The following is an 18,583-nucleotide window of genomic DNA, read 5'->3' on the forward strand; positions in this document are numbered from 1 at the left end:
GTACCGCGCCTCCTGCCGGTCTATGTCAGGGTGACGCCTGCCACAGAGGCCAGGTATTTTTCCAGCACGGCGAGCTCGGCCACGGTAGGGGCGCCCTTGCCTGCGATGACAGCATAAATATGTCCCCTGAAGCTGCCGCGCGGATAGTAGCTGAGGTAACCCCAGCCGATCAGCATCTGGCTGCACACACCCGGCGCCAGCGTGGCGCTGGCCGCACCCACCTGCACTGAATTGACCCGCAGCCTCTGGGCACCCGGCGCGGACGTGAGTGCCATGACGGCTGGAACACCCGCCGCCAGTTTCGCGGCGCTGATCAGCTGTACGGTCTGCCCCCTGGAATCCACCCATTTGGCGTGCGGCTGGCTGTTGGTGAAACCCAGGTCCGAGGTGTACAACTCCTCGGTCTTCGAAGCCTGGAACACCACGCCGGTGTTGGTTGTCCCCGGGATACTCACCGCGGCAAGGGCGAAATGAGGATCCTCGATGTTGTAGGGCACGCGGTTTTTCGGATTGGGCTGGATTCCAGCCATGGGCGTTGACTTTTTGCACCAGAAGCCAGCCGTGTCATAAACACTGTGGTCCGAATACTTTTTGCCGCCGGCGTTGATACGCATGACTGGCGGCGCCATCGTGCCCATGTTAGGACCGTCTCGGTTGATCCAGTTGATCATCTCCATGGCATTGCCTGCGCTGGAGCCGTAGCCCGAGTCCGACACCGCTCGCACCGCCTGCCCAGCGGCCGCAACCGTGCCGAGCATGTAGTCGGTGTAGCCTTGGGTCATGTCCCACTTGCAGGCGCTGTATTTCGCGATGATGGCGAGGGCCGCGTCGGCCAGGTTGGAGGCGGCGTGGGCCACCGGATCGGTGAGCGAGAACACCTTGCGTGGAGGCGGTACCTGGCCAGACAGTTGCCCGTCGCTGGTATAGGTAAGTGTCGTCACGCGATTGGCTGCCGGTGTGAAGGTGAAGGTGTCCTGGCCGTTGGCCCCCGCGGGAATGACAAGGCTGGTCTTGCTCAGCGTGCCGCCATTGTTTGAAGCCACCGTGAGCCTCACGGATTGCGCCAGGTTGCCACGGGCATAGACCGTGAACGTCAGCGGCGCGCCGGCGGGCGAATAGCCGGGTCCGTCGTCGTAAAGAGTGGCCTGCACAATTCCCACTGCAGCCTTCATCGGCCCCGACACCAGCGGCTCGAGCGTGCGGTTCTGGTGCCAGCCCGGCACATGGTTGATGGCGTAGTTGTGGATGGGCCAGTGGTTGCCGCCCATCCAGCTATAAACCTCGCAGTTGACCTGGCGCGCATAGTTGACGGCCTGGGTAAACATCACCTGCCACCGCAGGTCGTCAATCGGCATGCCGATCTCGGTGAGCGCCAGCTTCGCGCCCCTGGCCTGTACCCAGTCAGCCGCAATCTTGAGGCGGTCCATGCCCGTCGACGCCTTGATGGGCCCAACACCGAAACCTGCGCTGTAGTTTTTGGCGACTTCCGTGTCGTAATCGAAGGAGGCACCGCTGCCGAAAGCATCAAGGTAGACATGCACTTCATACACCAGGTTGGCGCCCGTCAGTGGAAAGCCCGGGTTCTTGGTGCCGAGCGATATGGCCGCGCTGTACTGGTTACCGCCCACATAAATGGGGTTGACGGGGTCGATGGCCCGGATCGCGTTAATGGCGGCCTGCGAATACGCCGCCACGATCGCCAGGTCTTCGCCGCCCGTCACGGTTTCTTCATTCGAGGCGATCAGGCCGCCCGGCTTGGGTAAATCGTGCGGCTCGTTCATGAGGCCATAGCCCCCGAAGCCGGGGTGGCTCTTCCATTTTGTGGCGGCACGCGCCCAGAAATCCGCAAACTGGGATTGCTTGAGCGTAGCGCCCGGTGCCAGTGAAAAGATCCTCACCTGCACCTGGCTGGCATCGCTGGTGTAGGGCCGCACCAGCGGGTCTGACGGCACAACCAAGCCGAGCACGGAGCCGTCAGCCTGAAACCTGAAGTCCTGGTAGCGTCCGTAATTGTGATTGTCGATGATGCACTTCATGCCCACCGCTGCATGGGCATCGAGCACACCGGTGATATAGCTCTCATACGCGGCATGGAAAACGCCCGGATTGCCGATTGCCGCCTTGACCGCAGTGTTGGCGACCGTGTCATGCAGCATGGGCTGCAGCAGTTCCCATTGAATGGGCAGCCTGTTTTTGGTGAAGCCGCAGGACGCCAGATAAGCCACATCGACTTTGCGCGGTACGGTGAAATGGATGTTGGGGGCAGAACTCGTGTTGCGACGCAGGCCTGGCTTGGCCCATTCCATACCGGAAAGGTTGGTCCCCATCGCAGGTGTACCGGCCGCTGCGAGAGGCGTCGCGGCGCCGGCAAGCCGGGCCGCCATGAAAGGGCCAAAGGCGGCCAGTGCGCCCGCCGCCACAGCGGCTTGGGAAAATTCACGTCTATGCATCGGAATGGGCTCCTGTTCGTGCAAAGACCTCAGGTTAAACCCCGTATCGCGGCTTCATTACAGTTTGAATCAACACAGCGCCCCGCTTACATTTCACGCCTGTAAGTCCTGACAGGTTGTTGGCGACGTTCAAGCAAAAGGCGGCGAGGTCAGCGACAATCGCAAGTAATTCCCTACCGTCATTGCGCTCCACCACTGCGCTCCGTCATGGTGCGTTTGCAATGGCGTTTTTAACAGTGCCGTTTGGTGCAAGGCCCTTCTCCTTGTTACCAATACACAAGCGGTTCTATTTCATTTCATTCATGACAAAAAGTTTCTTCCAGGCAGCCCTGGTACTGGGTTTGCTGTCCGCCATCGGCCCTTTCGCCATCGACATGTACCTTCCCGCGTTGCCGTCCATCGGGCAAAGCCTGAGTGCCTCCATGGGTGCGGTGCAGGCCAGCCTGATGGCGTTTTTCATCTCTCTCGGCATCGGGCAGATCATTTACGGCCCCATCTCCGACATGGTGGGCCGCAAGCCGCCGCTGTACTTCGGCCTGCTGCTATTTGCCGCCGGCAGCATTGGCTGTGCGCTGGCCCCGGACGTCGAGACGCTGGTCGTGCTGCGCTTCATCCAGGGCCTGGGCGCCTGCGCCGGCATGGTGGTGCCCCGCGCGGTGGTACGCGACCTGCATACCGGCCATGACGCCGCGCGCCTCATGTCCCTGCTGATGCTGGTCTTCAGCGTCTCGCCCATCCTGGCGCCGCTGGTGGGCAGCTTCCTCATTGAGGCCTTTGGCTGGCGCAGCGTGTTCTGGGCTGTCACGGTGGCCGCCGCTGCGGGGCTGGTGCTGGTAGCCTGCACCCTGCCGGAAACGCGGCCGCCAGAGCAACGCGTGGACAGCAGCTTTGGCAGCGCATTGTCGGCTTACGGCGTGCTGCTGCGCGACCGCCATTTCATGGGCCTGGTGTTCATCGGCGCTTTCGGCATCTCAAGCTTTTTTGCCTACCTTGCCAACTCGTCCTTCGTACTGATCAACCATTACGGCCTCACGCCACGGCAATACAGCATCGCCTTTGCCGTCAACGCGGCGTCCTTCATCGGGGTCTCGCAGTTCACCGGAAAGCTGGCGGCACGTTTCGGGCTCGTGCCCATCGTCAAGGTGGCCGTGACGGGCTATGCCGCCGTGATGACCCTGCTGCTGGTGCTCAACATGGCGGGCATCGAACGGCTGGACGTGATGATCGCGCTGATGCTGGTGGGCTATGGATTTCTGGGCCTGGTGGTGCCCACAACCGCCGTACTGGCACTGGAAGAACATGGCGCCATTGCCGGCACGGCCTCTGCCCTCATGGGCACCCTGCAGTTTGTCACCGGAGCGGTGGTGATGGCCGTGGTGGGCCTTTTCGTGGACGGCAGCGCCCGACCCATGGTGGCCGGCATCGCTGGATGCGCCTTGCTGGCTTATGTCACGGCACGTGGCACCCTGGGCGGCAAGCACGTCGCCGCTCCGGCACACTAAGAGCGCTCTAACCCTGCATGCGCAGCCGCCGGGCTGATTCCTCGGCCCGGGCATCGTCGATTTCGCCCATCACGGCGCCGAGGTTGACCGGCCCGGTCTTGTGGGCAAAGCGGCCGGTCAGCACCGACTCCGGCTGCAGCACACCGCGCTGGTACAGGTCCCAGATCTCGCTCCCGTAGTCGGTTTGCAGCAACTCCGGCGCGAAACGGCCGAAGAAGCCGCGCAGGTTGCCTACGTCGCGCAACAGCATGCGGCCCGCGTGGTTGTTGCCGGCGGCGTCCACCGCCTGCGGAAGGTCGATGATGACCGGACCGGGCCGGCCATCCGTCAGGCCAAGCAGGATATTGAATTCGGACAAATCGCCGTGCACAACGCCGGCGCACAGCATGCGCACCACTTCCGTGAGCAGCGTGGCGTGGTGCAGGCGCGCATCTTCGGGCGTGAATTCCACGTCATTCAAGCGCGGTGCGGCGTCACCGTGCTCGTCGGTCACCAGCTCCATCAGCAGCACACCATCGCAGAAGTTATGCGGTGTGGGCACGCGTACGCCAGCTGCAGCCAGCCGGTACAACGCATCCACCTCGGCGCTCTGCCAGGCCGCTTCGGTTGCTTGCCGGCCGAACCGCGTGCCCTTGGCCATGGCGCGCGCCTGACGTGAGTTCTTGACCTTGCGGTTCTCGGTGTAATCAACTGCCTGGCGAAAGCTGCGTTCGGTGGCATCCTTGTAAACCTTGGCGCAACGGGTTTCGTCGCCGCAGCGCACCACGTACACCATGGCTTCCTTGCCGCTCATCAGTTGCCGAACCACGGTATCGATCAGGCCTTCTTCAAGCAGCGATTGCAGCCTCTTGGGTGTTTTCATGCTGCCATTGTGCGCCGGGTTCAGCCTCCCGCCGTCAGCACCAGCTGCGACAGGCGTTTGACAAGTGGATCCAGCAGCTCCGTCGCAGTGTTGCCGTAGCCCAGCACAAGGCCGTTGTCCTCAAGCGCCGGCGCCATGGCAAACGAGGAAAGCGGCATGGGCGCCATCCCGTACTGCCGGGCAGCTTCCGCAATGCGTGCGTCCGGGAAGTCTCGCGGCAACCGCACAGCCAGGTGAAGGCCGCCCTGCCCACCTTCGATGATGTGGGGAACGCGCAGGTGCCGCGTCAGCGCGCCCCGCAGGGCGTGCTGGCGCTCACGGTACAGCCGTCGCATCCGGCCCAGGTGCCGTGCAAACTGCCCGGACTCGATGAAGCCGGCCATGGCGAGCTGCTCATGGCTGTGGCCACCGCGAAGCATCTCGCGCAAGGCATCCTGTGCCGAGACCAGCAGGCGCGGGGGCATCACCAGGAAGCCCAACCGCAGCGAAGCAAACATGGTCTTGGAAAATGTGCCGACGTAGAGCACCGGCGCATCGGCCACCAGGCCCTGCATCGCGCCTATGGGTTCACCGGAGTGACGGAATTCGCTGTCGTAATCGTCCTCAATGATCCAGGTGCCGTGCTTGCGTGCGTCAGAAATCAGCGCCAGGCGCCGCGCCACCGACATCACCGCGCCGGTGGGGTACTGGTGCGAAGGCGTGGTGTAGATGAGCCGCGGTGTGCGCGAACGCCAGTCCGCTGCACCAACGTGCAGGCCCTCTTCGTCCATGCGTTTCGGCACGATGCGCAGGTCCCCCGCATGCATGGCCGCCTTGGCGCCGCGGTAACCCGGGTCTTCCACCCAGGCCGTGTCGCCCGGGTTGGTCAACAGGCGTACGCACAGCATCAAGGCCTCCTGCGCACCTTCCGTCACGATGACCTGCGACGGCTCGCAGTGCACACCGCGTGTGCGTGCCACATGGGCCGCAATGGCGGCGCGCAGTTCGGCCTGACCGAAGGGGTCACCGTAGTTGAGTTCCGCCGGCGAGGCCTCTCGCACCGCACGATCCAGCATCCTGCGCCAGACGGCCAACGGAAAGTGGGACAGGGACGGCACACCTGGCCGCAAGGCAGTGCTGGTGTCCGAGCGCGCAGGGCTCGAGCGAATGCGGGAAAGGCGCAATGCCACGCGGGACGGCGCGTTGTTTTCGGCCTGCGCCTCCCGCTGGACCGGACGCATCAGGGCGGCTACGGTGCTTCCCTTCCGGTCGGCGCGGACATAGCCCTCGGAAATCAGGTGTTCATAGGCAATCGTCACGGTGTTCCGTGAGACCGACAGTGTTTCCGCCAGCGCACGCGAACCAGGCAGGCGGCTGCCCGCGGCAAGCTGACCTTTGAGGATTCCCTCCTTGAGCCTTTGGTAAAGCTGGCGCTGCAGAGACTCGGCATGGGCCCTGTCCAGCGGGGCTTCGAGGAAATCCTGCCGGGCGGAATGCGTTGAAACGGACTGGGTGAAGGACATCGCGCGAGCGGGTTGTATGAATCTTCGAACTTCGTCGAAAGATCGTGGCACCATTAAATGATAAGTCAATGGCACTTTATGAAGTGCCACGAGGATCTTAACCTCGGCCTTCAACACTCACAGGAAGACCGATGACCCCACGCACAAATTCCTACGGCCAACCGATTGGTCAACCTATTCAGGGCTGGTCGGAAAGGCAAAGACCGCCGCGCATCACACTCGAAGGCCGGTACTGCCGCCTCGAGCCACTGGATGCCAGGCAGCACGGCGACGACCTGTTCGCCGCCTACGCCTGCGCACGCGACGGGCGGGCCTGGACCTACCTCGGCCCTGAGCCGTTTACAGCGCGCAGCGACTTCGACACCTACCTCGAACGCAATGCGGCCAGTCCCGACCCTTTGCATTACACGGTCGTGGATACGGACACCCAGCGCGCGGTCGGAACGCTGGCCTTGATGCGCATGGACACCTCCAACGGCGTCATCGAGGTCGGGCACGTCATCTACTCGCCGCTGCTGCAGCGCACCCGCGCTTCCACCGAAGCCCAGTACCTGCTGATGAAGCTGGTGTTCGAGACGCTCGGCTACCGGCGCTATGAATGGAAATGCGACAGCCTCAATGCGCCGTCGCGCAGTGCGGCCGCCAGGCTCGGCTTCAGTTTTGAAGGCATTTTCCGGCAGTTGCTTGTCTACAAGAACAGGACCCGTGACACCGCCTGGTTTTCCATCATCGACGGTGAATGGCCGCTCCTGAAGAAAGCCTTCGACAGCTGGCTCTCACCGGATAACTTTGATGTGCAGGGTGCGCAGGTCCTGCCGCTGGCCGAAATCCGCCGCCGCCTGATGCACGATGTACCGGCAACGACGGTGGCATAGCGGCGGCGCCAGACAAGGAGTCTCCTTTTGCAACGGGCTTCAGGGTCGGCGCCGGAACCCGTTTCCCCGTCGCCGCCCCATAAATCAGTTCAGCACCAGCTGCGCGATCACACCGGTGGCGATGGCGATCAGGGCGTAATCAGTACCCACCTGCACCCATTGCTGCCCGCGCTGCGGTGCATGAAGGTGACGGCCGCGCCAGTCATTCACCACATACTGCCGGCCGCGGTATTCGTTCGGGATATGGCCGCCGCGGTGAAGCTGGCGTCCGTGTCTATCGAAATGGCGGTCGTTCCGGACGTCGCGGTGATGGAAGCTGCGCGGGCCTGGGCCATACATTCGCCCGCCGCCCCGTGCGTCACCCCGGCCATCAATCCGGACATATCCTGGCGCATATCCTGGCGCATAGCCAGGGCCGCCAAAGGAGCGGTGTTGTTCAGCATGCGAAGGCTCACCCCGCGAGCCACGACGTTCGTAGTCCTGTGCGAACGACAGCGAGGCAAAGCCCAGCGACGCTGCGGCAACGGCACACACAATGGCTTTTGATTTCATCATCGACTCCTTTGGTTGGTGAGTCTTCATGATGTTTTGCCGACGTGTCGGCAGAGCAAAGCCGCTGGAGTGATTGTGTAAAGCCTGGTTGCAATCTGTGCGGCACTCAGGCCAGGGAGCCCAGGCTTGCGCAGGTCAAACCGCCGCGGGCAGAAGCAAGCGCACGGAAGGCTGCGCGCTCCCGGAGCCTTGCAGCAGCTGTGCCAGCCATTCGTCGATCAGTACCGGATCGTTGATCGTCTTGATGGACTGGTAGGCGATCTCGGCCTCCGGAAAGCGCCGGCGCAAAAAGTTGAGCCACTGCTTGAGCCGCCCCGCCCTGGCACGTGTCTCAAGCCGCGAGCAGACAATGCGCCAGAACTCGGCAATCAACGGCAGCAGGTCCGGCCAGCTCACGGCATCCACAATGCCGGCGGCCGTTTGCATGCCCGATCCGTCCGCCTGGATCGCCAGGCCCAGGCCAGGATCACGGACCGCGCCGCGGCCAATCATCAGCACGTCGCAACCCGAAGCCTCCCGGCAGCGCCGCGCATCTTCCACTGTCCATATCTCGCCGTTGGCGACGACAGGAATCCTGACGGCCGCACGGATGTCGGCGATGCGTTCCCAGAAGGCGGGTGGTTTGTAAGCCTGCGCCTTGGTGCGCGCATGTACCACCAGCTCACCCGCCCCGCCCGCCTCGATCGCCAGCGCACATTCGACGGCAAGCGCATCATCGTTATAACCCAGCCGCATTTTGGCCGACACCGGCATGTCCGCTGGCACGGCGCGGCGCACCGCGCCAACAACGGCCGTGAGCGTTTCGGGTTCTCTCAGCAGGGATGCCCCACCGCCGTGGCGATTCACGACTGCGGCCGGGCAGCCGAAGTTGAGATCTATGCCTGCCGGCCCGAGGCTTGCGAGCCGCGCGGCGTTCTCGCCCATGCAGCCTGGGTCAGAGCCCAGCAACTGCGCGCGCACCGGAACGCCGGCCAGCGTACGGCCGCCGTTGTGCAGCTCAGGCACGATGCGATAGAACACTCGCTCAGGCAGTAACTGGTCGGTGATGCGGATGAATTCAGAAACGCAGCGGTCAATGCCGCCCACCCGCGTGAGGATGTCGCGCAACACAAAGTCCAGCAGACCCTCCATCGGGGCCAACAGGACGGTAGCGTGCGCTTGCGCTTTCATCGCATGCGGCTTTTATTTGGCGGCCAACCGCCACAGCGACGTGACTTCCGCCGCGCGCGCCGCATGCAGCGCATCGCTGGCATCCGAGGCTTTGGGGTGATGCGGCTGCGCGTCCAGCCGGTCCACCACTTTGAGGCCCGCCGCATCAATTGCCGCCAGCAACCAGGCACGAGAGCGCAGGCCCAGGTGCTCAGCAAAGTCCGACAGGATCAGCCAGCCCTCGCCCTTGGGCTCCAGGTGCGCGGCCAAGCCATTGAGGAAACCCAGCAACATGCGGCTGTCCTCGTCATACACCGCGTGCTCAATTGGCGAACCCGGGCGCGCCGGTAACCAGGGTGGGTTGCACACAATGATGTGAGCCTTCCCTTCGGGAAAGAGATTGGCCTCGCGTACTTCGACTTGCGGGAAGCCCAACCGTTTGAGGTTGTCACGCGCACACGCCAATGCACGCGGGTCCTGGTCCGTCGCAATCACGCGCTGCACACCGCTGCGCAGGGCCAGCACGGCGGCCAGCACACCGGTGCCAGTCCCGATGTCAAAGCCCAGCAGGTCTTCGGTGCCTTCAGGCACGGGCGCTTGGGCCACCAGGTCGATGTATTCACCGCGCACTGGCGAGAAAACGCCGTAGTGCGGGTGGATGCGGTTATGCGGCCCCTCTTCACCCAGGGCGGGAATGGGTACGCCTTTTCGGCGCCATTCGTGGGAGCTGATGAAACCCATCAGCTCACGCAGCGATGCCACGGAGGGCACCGCGCCATCCCTGGATGGCCCCCAGGCCTCGGCGCAAGCCTTCTTCGCATCGGGCGCACGGCGTAAAGGGATGCTGTAGTCCGCGTCAAACGGGATCAACACCATGCCCAGCACGCGGGCACGCTGCGCCTGCGCCTGGCGGTGCAGGTGAAACGCCTCCGGGAACACCGGCGCCGGTGATGCAACCGGGGCGCCGGCACTACCAGCCTCTCCAGCCTTCCGGTCCTTCACGCGTTTCTCACGTTTGGGTTTGGCCGGTTTGTCGACACGGCGCGCCAGCGCCTGCAGCAGCAGCCGGGCATTCTGGAAGTCCCCGCGCCAGAGCAGCCCCGTGCCTTCGCATGCCAGGCGGTAAGCAGCGTCGGCCGCGAGGGTGTCGTCGGCGATCACCACGCGCTTGGGCGGCGGCGCGCCGCGCTCGGAACGCCAGCGCGCAGAACGCGCCTCGCCGCCCTCCGTCCAGTGGATGGTGGCGGGCTCAGTAGCGGAGGCGGCGGAAGAAATAACGGGAACAGCAGGTGAAGCGGGCATCAGGGGCAGACACTAAGAAGGACAAAGAAAACAAAGAAGAAGGCCAAGTGTTTTAACAGATGGGCAGCTCCAACCGGCTGCAAGTGCTACCTAATCACTATCAATTTAATAGCTGCCTGCGCCGACCTGATTGCCTCTGAGGCACTTTTGGCCGTTAAAAAGAGCCATTTTCGAGGATTGGACGGCTGTGATGGGTGCCCGGCAAGCGCCAAAACGGCTTCCGGAGCATTTTTCAGGCCGTTTTTGGAACGATTCAGGCCTCTAGCCCAATAAGAACCAGCGCCACCAGCTATCAATTAGATAGCACAATCACGGAAGGAGCGATAGAGAAATGGGTCCGCCGAAACCGACCGTCCCACGGGATGAGATGAGCCGGTACGCTGAGCTGGGCTCATTCTCCGCGGTGATCAGAACTTTCTTCTTTGTGCTCAGTACCAGCGGCCGGCGGTTGGTCTCCCCCCCTAAAGGCAACCAGAAACCCGTCGGAAGCCACCTGACCGGCCAGAGTCCTCAAGGTCGCAGCTGCGTCAGGGCCCAGCACGACTTCCACTTGATCGTTTGTTGCCGCCCAGCGCACCACGCCTTCTGAAAGCCGGGTCTTGCCGAGCGAAGTGAGAACGCTGTGCTTGGTCCGGCGGTCCTGGGCGTCCTGACGCAACTCAACAATGCCGTCGCGCACCAGAGGCCTTAGCGCATGGGTCAAGGCAGAAAGTTGAATGGCGAGCAAGGCTGCCAGGTCCTGTAGCGCCGGTCCTTGTTGGTCGGCGCCCGTGAGCCGGTGTATTCCTGCGATGAGCGCGAGCTGCGTGGCCTTGAGGTTCAGCGGCGCCAGCGCTTCGTCATACAACTGCTCAAGTCTGCGAGTCGCAAGGCGCAGCGGTGTGATCGTGCAGGCCCGCTCCCCCAGGATGGCCATCACAGAGGCGATGGAGTCATCAGGGCTGCCGTTCACATCAACAGGATTCGCGGTAATTCCCATACTTTCAGAATGGTTGAGTACTGAACTATCGGCGGCATTCGCACGATAGGCCTTATATTTGAGCCCTCAACTGTTTTAGTTGAGCCCTCAATTTTATTGGAAAATCAGCCATGACCAACAACAGTTCCAGGAAAGTCGCGCTCATCACAGGGGCTTCTTCCGGCATCGGCGCCGTCTATGCGGCTCGCCTGGCCGCGCGTGGATACGATCTTATCCTTGTCGCCCGGCGCGCTGACCGCCTCGAAGCCCTCTGCGCACAGCTCTCAAAAGCGCACGGAATCAAAGCCGAGCCGATCATGGCCGATCTGACCAAAGACCAGGATGTGGCACGGATCGAGACGGTCCTGTCCACCAACAAGGATGTGCGCGTCCTGGTGAACAATGCCGGTCTTGCGCGCCTGGCACCGGCTGCCCAGATGCCTGTGAACGACGTGGTCACCCAGATCACCCTGAACATCACAGCACTGACGCGCCTGACGCAAGCTGCGGTGCCCACCTTCGTGGCGAGGAACCAGGGCCTGATCATCAACATCGCATCCGCCCTGGCCGTTCACTCGCTGCCAATCAGCGCCATCTATAGCGGGACTAAAGCTTTCGTTTTGCAGTTCACCAGAGGCCTGCAGCAAGAACTCGCTGAAACTGGCGTGAAGGTTCAGCTGGTCCTGCCAGCATCGACTGCCACGGAGATCTGGGACTTGTCGGGCGTTCCGTTGGCGGCCCTCAACCAGGAGACCTTGATGACGACAGAGCACATGGTCGATGCAGCGCTCGCGGGCCTGGACCAGGGCGAAACGATCACATGGCCCTCAGTCGCCGATGCAAGCCTGTGGGAAAAGTACGAGGCAGCCCGCTCCGAACTATTCGCGGGCACCCAGGCTGGAATGCCGGCCCCCCGTTACAAGATCGGTTGACTCCAGCTAACCGACCGCTGCTGCCCTTCCCTTTCGCTCTCTTTCGACTCTTACCTCTCTCATTTCCCATTTCCCATTTCCCATTTCCCCAAGGACAGTCCATGCTTTTCGACGCTTTTTCCCTGCGTGCCACCCAGCTCAGCAACCGCGCTGTGATGTCGCCACTCACACGCAGCCGTGCCAGCAACAACAACACGCCCAACAGTCTGATGGCCACCTACTACGCCCAGCGTGCAAGCGCCGGCCTCATCATCACGGAAGGAACCTCGCCGTCGCCCAACGGCCTGGGTTACGCCCGGATTCCGGGGCTGTTCAACGATGCCCAGGTGCAAGGCTGGAAGCTGGTGACCGACGCCGTCCATGCCAAAGGCGGCAAGATCGTCGTGCAGCTGATGCATACCGGACGCGTGAGCCACCAGGCCAACCTGCCGGCGGGCGCCGAAGTGCTGGGGCCTTCACCCGAGACCTGCCCTGGCGAGATGTGGACCGATACGCAAGGCAGCCAGCCGCACACGCCGCCACGCGCCATGACCGAGGCCGACATCCAGACTGTGATCGGCGAATATGCGACGGCCGCGCGCCTTGCCGTCCAGGCCGGCTTTGACGGCATCGAGCTGCACGCGGCCAACGGTTACTTGCTCGAGCAGTTCCTGAACGCCAACATCAACCGCCGCACGGATAGCTACGGCGGCACACCCCAGGGGCGCAACCGGCTGGTGCTCGAGGTCGCCCGTGCTGCCGTGAAGGAGATCGGCGCTGAGCGCGTCGGCATCCGCCTGTCGCCCTACGGCGTGTTCAATGCCGCCGGCGCATTCGAAGGCGTGGACGAACAGTACCTGGCGCTGGTGAAGGGACTCTCCGCGCTCGGCCTCATGTACGTTCACGTCCTGGACCACTCGGCTATGGGCGCCCCGCCCGTACCCGCCAAGCTGAAGACCGATTTGAGGGCTGCGTTCGACGGCCCCTTTATCCTCGCCGGCGGACAGGACAAAGCCAGCGCACAACAGGCGCTGAGCGAAGGCCGCGCGGACCTGATTGCCATGGGCAGGCCCTTCATCGCCAACCCTGACCTGGTCGAGCGCCTGCGCAAGGACGCCCCCTTGAACGCGCCTTCCCCAGAGACGTTTTACACACCCGGCGCCAAAGGCTACACGGACTATCCGGCGCTCGCCGGCTGAGCTTGGCAGTGGGGACGTACGCGCGTAAAGCACAGGAATAAGGAAAAAACATGAAAGCATTTGTTCTTGAGCGATATGGGAAAAAGCGCGCGTTGCGCTTGGCAGACATGCCGACGCCGGAGCTGCGCGACGATGAAGTTCTGGTCCAGGTCCACGCCGCCGGCGTGAACCTGCTGGACGCCAAGATCCGGAGCGGAGAGTTCAAGCTCATCCTGCCTTATCAGATGCCGCTCATCCTGGGCCATGACGTAGCAGGGGTGGTCGTCAAAGTCGGCCCACGCGTGCGTCAGTTCAAGCTGGGCGATGAGGTCTATTCCAGGCCCGATGATTTCCGGATCGGCACGTTCGCGGAATTTGTTGCCGTCAAAGAGGGCTCGCTGGCGATCAAGCCCAAAAACATCACCATGGAAGAAGCCTCCTCCCTGCCCCTGGTTGGCCTGACGGCCTGGCAGGCGCTGGTCGAAAAAGCAAAACTGAAAAAAGGGCAAAAGGTCTTCATCCAGGCCGGCTCCGGTGGTGTGGGCACATTTGCCATCCAGCTGGCCAAACACCTGGGCGCAACCGTCGCCACGACAACGAGCGCAGGCAATGTTGCGCTCGTGAAGAGTCTGGGCGCAGATGTCGTCGTCGACTACAAGACGCAGGATTTTGAAGACGCCCTGCGGGGCTACGACATGGTCCTGAACAGCCAGGACGGCAAGACGTTGGAAAAGTCCCTTCGCATCCTCAAGCCCGGCGGCACGCTCATCTCCATCTCCGGGCCGCCTGACCCCGAGTTTGCAGAAGAAATCAAGACCCCCTGGTTTGTGAAACAGGTCATGCGCCTGCTGAGCTTCGGAGCCCGAAGACAAGCGAAGCGCCTGAGCGTCGGCTTCTCATTCCTCTTCATGAAAGCCAGTGGAAGCCAGTTGCGACAAATCACACCGCTGATCGAATCGGGGGCCATACGCCCGGTGGTAGACAAGGTCTTTCCATTCGCGTCAACCAACGAAGCATTGGCTTATGTCGAAGGCGGGCGAGCCAAAGGAAAAGTTGTCATCAAGGTGCGGTGAGTCATCGTATTCAACGCCAGATCCTTAATGCACACCCGTCCACCCATACGGTGGAAATCATATTTCTCTCTCACTTTTCTCCTCTGGAGCCTCAAATGAAAATTGAAAACGCTGTAGTCCTCGTCACTGGTGCCAACCGCGGAATCGGCCTGGCTTTTGCGCGCGAGCTGCTGGCCCGTGGCGCCCGCAAGGTCTACGCTGCCGCGCGAGATCCTTCGACTGTCACTTTGCCAGGCGTTGAGCCTTTGCAGCTTGATGTGACCAAACCCGAAGAAATCGCAGCCGCCGCCGCACAGGCTACGGACGTGACCCTGCTTATCAACAACGCGGGCATCGCCCAACCCGGCGGCTTTCTGGCGCAGGACAGCGAAGCGCTTGCACGCCGCATTTTTGAAACCAACTTTTTCGGCGTTCTGAACATGAGCAAGGCCTTTGCGACGGTGCTCAAAACCAATGGCGGCGGTGCGTTGCTCAATGTGCTCTCAGCCGCGTCGTGGATCAACGGTGGCGAGTTGGCGGCTTATTCCGCCAGCAAGTCGGCCGCGTGGTCGCTGACCAACGCACTGCGCCATGAGCTGGCAGGGCAAAAAACCCAGGTGCTGGGCCTGCACATGGGCTATGTTGACACCGACCTCACGCGGGGTTTCGATGTACAGAAAAGCAGCGCCGAAGAAATCGTCAAGCGCGCGCTTGACGGGCTGGAGGCAGGCGCCGACGAAGTGTTGGCCGACACGCTGACCCAGCAGGTCAGGCAAGGGCTGGCAGCGCCGCGCCCGGTTTACCTGCCCCAGACCAACTGAGCGCGGAGCATTCAGCTCGCTCAACCTGAGAGGCACAAACATGTTGCTTAAAACGCCCGCAGTCCAGATCAACCCAATGCGTCATTTGCTAAAAACTGCCACCTTCGGACTCACCCTGGCCGCAAGCCTACATTCCACCGCCGTGGAGGCGACGGAGGCTATCCCAAGCTCGAAGGTGACTGGCCCGGCGTTGACGACTTCCTGGAAGGATGTGCCAACAAAAACCATCACGGCTGGCGGCGTTGACTTTGCGTACCGGGAGCTTGGGGAAAACCATGGCGGCACGCCCGTCGTGTTCCTCGTCCACTTGGCCGCTGTTCTGGACAACTGGGATTCCCGGATCATGGACGGCATTGCAGCGAAGCACCATGTGATCGCCTTTGACAACCGCGGCATCGGGTCTTCCAGTGGCTCGCCGTCGAATTCGATGGAGCAGATGGCCGACGATGCCATCACCTTCGTCAAGGCGATGGAATTCAGGCAGGTTGATCTTCTGGGGTTTTCGATGGGCGGCATGATTGCCCAGGAAATGGTTCTGAAGGAGCCGCAACTCGTGCGCAAGATGGTCCTCGCGGGCACCGGCCCGGCCGGCGGCAAAGGCATCAGTTCAGTGGCAGGCGTGACCTTCTACGACATGCTCCGGGGTTTCTTGACGGGCCAGGATGCAAAACAGTACCTGTTCTTCACCCGCACACCCAATGGCATCGAGGCAGGCAAGGCATTCCTGGAGAGGCTGAAGGAGCGCACTGAAAATCGTGACAAGGACATCTCCGTGAGCGCCTTCCTGGCCCAGTTGCAGGCCCTGCGCGCCTGGGGCCAGAAGACACCCGCCGACCTCTCCGTCGTGAAGCAGCCAGCGCTCGTGGTCAACGGCGATGCGGACCGCATGGTTCCCACGCCGAACACGCACGACTTGGCGCGACGGCTTCCGAACAGCACCTTGATCATCTATCCCGATGCCGGTCATGGCGGCATATTCCAGTTCCATGCTGATTTCGTGGCCAGCACGCTTGAGTTCCTTGCCCGCTGAACAGAATAAGGAGAACAATATGAGTACATACGCAGCGGACCTCATTGGCAAGCGCGCACTGGTGACCGGCGCATCCAGCGGCATTGGCGCGGCCATCGCGTGCGAGCTCGCGGCCCTTGGTGTTGATCTCGTGTTGACGGCGCGGCGCCGCGATGCACTCGACGCAGTCGCCGCGACCTGCAAGGGTGTGAAGGTCGAGATCGTCACGGCAGATCTTGGCAAGCCCGATGCCGCGCGCGAGCTGTGGGCCGCCGCCACTGCCGTCGGCACGATCGACATCCTGATCAACAACGCCGGGTTCGGCTATCTTCGCCGCTTCGACGAGGTTGACTGGTCGCGCGATGCGGAGTTGGTCCAACTCAACATGACCTCGCTCGTCGCGCTCGCACGGTGCTTCGTTGACGCGCACAAGGCCAGCACCGGACCCGCGCACATGGTGAACATCGCTTCGACCGGCGCCTACCAGTCCGTGCCAAACATGGCGCTGTACGCTGCGTCGAAGGCGTTCGTGCGCAACTTCAGCGAGGGTCTCCATGACGAGCACCGCGGAACCCCACTCTCAGTGACCTGTATCTGCCCTGGCGGGACAGAAACTGCGTTCCACGCCACGTCCGGCGGGGGCGATTACTCGTGGATCGCGAACGCGTCGACGAAAAGCGCGGAGTTCGTGGCGCACGCCGCGATTCGTGCGATGCTGGCTGGCAAGCGCACGGTGGTGCCCGGCCTGTTCAACAAGCTGACATGCTTTGGCGTGCGCTTCCTGACGCGGCGGTTCGCGTCACGGGTGGCGACTCAAGTGCTCGGAAAACCGCGGTTGACGCTGCCAGCGCGAAGAGTGACTTAAACTCGTTTGAGCAGGCAAAGGAAGCCTTTGACATTGCCGGGCTGGCCGGCTTTGCCACTCACCTCATCCGACGGACTCAGATGTGCCTTTCTTCACCAGCAGGGCCTGTGGGCCGGCTTTCCCTGCAAGGGGAGATGGCGTACAACAGTGAACGCCGACAGGGGTGTTCAAGTGTTCCAGCCGCCACCCAACGCCCGGATCAGCCCCACCGTCGCCAGATACTGCGCGGTCTTCACCTGCAATGCCTGACGGCGGTTGCGCAGCTCGCTGCGCTGTGCATCCAGCAGTTCAAGCTGGCTGACAAAGCCGTTGCGGTAGCGTGAGTCCGACAGCACCGTGGCGCGCGTAGCTGAAGCCACCGAGCGCGACTGCGCTTCCGACTGCTCTGCTAAAAGGCGCAGGGCTGAAAGCTGGTCTTCCACGTCCTTGAAGGCGACGAGGATCTGCTCGCGGTAGTTGGCCAGGGCGATATCGAGTTCGGCATTGGCGTTCTGCACACCGGCGCGGCGGCGGCCGCCGTCAAAGATCGGCAGCGACAGCAAGGCGCCCACGCCCCAGGCCCGGGTTGACGCCTTGAACAGGTCACTGATCTCGGGCGCGGCATAACCGGCGTTGCCCGTCAACGAAAAGGTCGGGAACCAGGCCGCATCGGCGACACCCACACGGGCCTGCGCGGCCTGCATGGTGCTTTGCGCAGCCGACACGTCGGGGCGGCGCTCCAGCACGGTGCTGGGTACACCGGCCGGGATAACAGGCAGCGCCGTCGACCATTCGGTGGGCGCCACGGCAAAGCCGGAAGCTACCTCGCCAACCAGCACGGCCAGCGCATGTTCGAGCTCAGCGCGGCGGCGGTCCAGCGCCAGCGCTTCCGATTCGGTTGCAGCGACTTCAGTACGCACACGGGCCACGTCCAGCTCGGCCACATCGCCTTCCTTGAAGCGGATTTCCGTCAGGCGCAGTGTGTTGCGGTAAGCCTGCAGCGTATCGCGCACCAGCGTGCGTTCGGTGTCGAGTGAGCGCAGGTTGAGGTAGGTCTGCGCCACGTCGGCCTGCACGAGCAGCTGGGTGCTGCGCAGCAGGGCCTCGCGTGATCTCGCATCCAGCGACGCGGCGTCCGAGTTGAGCGACAGCTTGCCGATCAAATCAACCTCATATGAAAAATTGGCGGCGGCCGTGACCGTGGTCTGCGCCACGCGGTTGGTCGTGATGTTCCTCTGGCGAACCGCGCCGCCGCTCAACCCAACTTGCGGCAGGCGATCCGCATCGGTGGTGCGCAGGATGGCACGTGCCTGGGCCAGCCGGCCCGCGGCCACCTTGACGCTGTTGTTGTTATTGCCGGCTTGTTCGACCAATTGGTCGAGCACCGGATCGGCAAACACTTTCCACCAGGTGCCTTGCGACTGCGGGGCTGTTGCCGCAACCACGGCGGCCCCTGCATTTTCCTTGTAAGCCGCAGGCGTGGCGGGAATGCTGGCCGGATCAACCGATGCGCTGGTGGCGCAACCGGCCAGCACCAGGGCGGCCAGCAAAGGCAGCAGCGCGGTGCGCAGTTTGGACGTTGTGTGGTTCATGATGAACTCCTGTACCTTTGATGC

Annotated in this window: 15 protein-coding genes and 1 pseudogene; 8 read left to right on the top strand and 8 right to left on the bottom strand. The window is 62.8% G+C overall.

Going from position 1 to position 18,583, the window contains the following annotated elements:
* Window positions 1-20: 20 nt before the first annotated feature.
* Window positions 21-2,450, bottom strand: coding sequence for a cellulase family glycosylhydrolase (locus tag ACQ4MS_RS01905; protein WP_431097366.1), 2,430 nt, complete (start codon window positions 2,448-2,450; stop codon window positions 21-23).
* A 302-nt stretch (window positions 2,451-2,752) separates the two neighbouring features.
* On the opposite strand from ACQ4MS_RS01905, the gene ACQ4MS_RS01910 reads away from it, so the two are divergent.
* Complete coding sequence (locus tag ACQ4MS_RS01910) at window positions 2,753-3,952, top strand: multidrug effflux MFS transporter (protein WP_431097368.1); 1,200 nt, start codon at window positions 2,753-2,755, stop codon at window positions 3,950-3,952.
* A gap of 7 nt (window positions 3,953-3,959) precedes the next feature.
* Here ACQ4MS_RS01910 and ACQ4MS_RS01915 read toward each other — a convergent pair whose 3' ends face one another.
* Window positions 3,960-4,814, bottom strand: coding sequence for a PA4780 family RIO1-like protein kinase (locus tag ACQ4MS_RS01915; RefSeq protein ID WP_431097369.1), 855 nt, complete (start codon window positions 4,812-4,814; stop codon window positions 3,960-3,962).
* Window positions 4,815-4,834: 20 nt separating this feature from the next.
* Window positions 4,835-6,316 carry a PLP-dependent aminotransferase family protein gene (locus ACQ4MS_RS01920; RefSeq protein WP_431097371.1) on the bottom strand — a complete coding sequence of 494 codons (1,482 nt, stop codon included), beginning with the start codon at window positions 6,314-6,316 and terminating at the stop codon, window positions 4,835-4,837.
* Window positions 6,317-6,447: 131 nt separating this feature from the next.
* Between ACQ4MS_RS01920 and ACQ4MS_RS01925 the strand changes: the two are divergent.
* Window positions 6,448-7,149, top strand: a pseudogene (locus ACQ4MS_RS01925) (GNAT family N-acetyltransferase); the annotation flags it as partial.
* 126 nt (window positions 7,150-7,275) lie between these two features.
* Here ACQ4MS_RS01925 and ACQ4MS_RS01930 read toward each other — a convergent pair.
* The 4 genes from ACQ4MS_RS01930 to ACQ4MS_RS01945 all read right to left on the bottom strand — a co-directional run bounded on the left by ACQ4MS_RS01930 (window position 7,276) and on the right by ACQ4MS_RS01945 (window position 11,173).
* Window positions 7,276-7,743 carry an RcnB family protein gene (locus tag ACQ4MS_RS01930; protein WP_431097372.1) on the bottom strand — a complete coding sequence of 156 codons (468 nt, stop codon included), beginning with the start codon at window positions 7,741-7,743 and terminating at the stop codon, window positions 7,276-7,278.
* Between the two features lie 135 nt (window positions 7,744-7,878).
* On the bottom strand, window positions 7,879-8,913 hold the full coding sequence (locus ACQ4MS_RS01935; protein WP_431097374.1) for a tRNA dihydrouridine synthase: 1,035 nt from the start codon (window positions 8,911-8,913) through the stop codon (window positions 7,879-7,881).
* Window positions 8,914-8,925: 12 nt separating this feature from the next.
* Window positions 8,926-10,194: a methyltransferase gene (locus ACQ4MS_RS01940; RefSeq protein ID WP_431097376.1), complete on the bottom strand. Its 1,269-nt coding sequence runs from the start codon at window positions 10,192-10,194 to the stop codon at window positions 8,926-8,928.
* A gap of 391 nt (window positions 10,195-10,585) precedes the next feature.
* Entirely contained in the window at window positions 10,586-11,173 is a 588-nt protein-coding gene (locus tag ACQ4MS_RS01945) for a MarR family winged helix-turn-helix transcriptional regulator (protein ID WP_431097377.1), read from the bottom strand.
* 110 nt (window positions 11,174-11,283) lie between these two features.
* Between ACQ4MS_RS01945 and ACQ4MS_RS01950 the strand changes: the two genes are divergently transcribed.
* The 6 genes from ACQ4MS_RS01950 (at window position 11,284) to ACQ4MS_RS01975 (ending at window position 16,988) form a co-directional block, all read left to right on the top strand.
* Window positions 11,284-12,084 carry an SDR family NAD(P)-dependent oxidoreductase gene (locus ACQ4MS_RS01950; protein WP_431097379.1) on the top strand — a complete coding sequence of 267 codons (801 nt, stop codon included), beginning with the start codon at window positions 11,284-11,286 and terminating at the stop codon, window positions 12,082-12,084.
* Between the two features lie 101 nt (window positions 12,085-12,185).
* Window positions 12,186-13,262, top strand: coding sequence for an alkene reductase (locus ACQ4MS_RS01955; protein ID WP_431097381.1), 1,077 nt, complete (start codon window positions 12,186-12,188; stop codon window positions 13,260-13,262).
* A 50-nt stretch (window positions 13,263-13,312) separates the two neighbouring features.
* Window positions 13,313-14,314 carry an NADP-dependent oxidoreductase gene (locus tag ACQ4MS_RS01960; RefSeq protein ID WP_431097382.1) on the top strand — a complete coding sequence of 334 codons (1,002 nt, stop codon included), beginning with the start codon at window positions 13,313-13,315 and terminating at the stop codon, window positions 14,312-14,314.
* A gap of 95 nt (window positions 14,315-14,409) precedes the next feature.
* Complete coding sequence (locus ACQ4MS_RS01965; protein WP_431097383.1) at window positions 14,410-15,114, top strand: SDR family oxidoreductase; 705 nt, start codon at window positions 14,410-14,412, stop codon at window positions 15,112-15,114.
* 40 nt (window positions 15,115-15,154) lie between these two features.
* A complete protein-coding gene (locus ACQ4MS_RS01970) occupies window positions 15,155-16,144 on the top strand; it encodes an alpha/beta fold hydrolase (protein ID WP_431097385.1) in 990 nt (329 codons plus the stop codon).
* Between the two features lie 19 nt (window positions 16,145-16,163).
* Entirely contained in the window at window positions 16,164-16,988 is an 825-nt protein-coding gene (locus tag ACQ4MS_RS01975) for an SDR family NAD(P)-dependent oxidoreductase (protein ID WP_431097386.1), read from the top strand.
* A 167-nt stretch (window positions 16,989-17,155) separates the two neighbouring features.
* On the opposite strand, the gene ACQ4MS_RS01980 is transcribed toward ACQ4MS_RS01975, so the two are convergent.
* Window positions 17,156-18,559 carry an efflux transporter outer membrane subunit gene (locus ACQ4MS_RS01980; RefSeq protein WP_431097387.1) on the bottom strand — a complete coding sequence of 468 codons (1,404 nt, stop codon included), beginning with the start codon at window positions 18,557-18,559 and terminating at the stop codon, window positions 17,156-17,158.
* Window positions 18,560-18,583 lie beyond the last annotated feature (24 nt).

Origin of the sequence: Polaromonas aquatica, assembly GCF_050626995.1 — a bacterium.
In the GTDB taxonomy this organism is placed as follows: domain Bacteria; phylum Pseudomonadota; class Gammaproteobacteria; order Burkholderiales; family Burkholderiaceae_C; genus Polaromonas; species Polaromonas aquatica_A.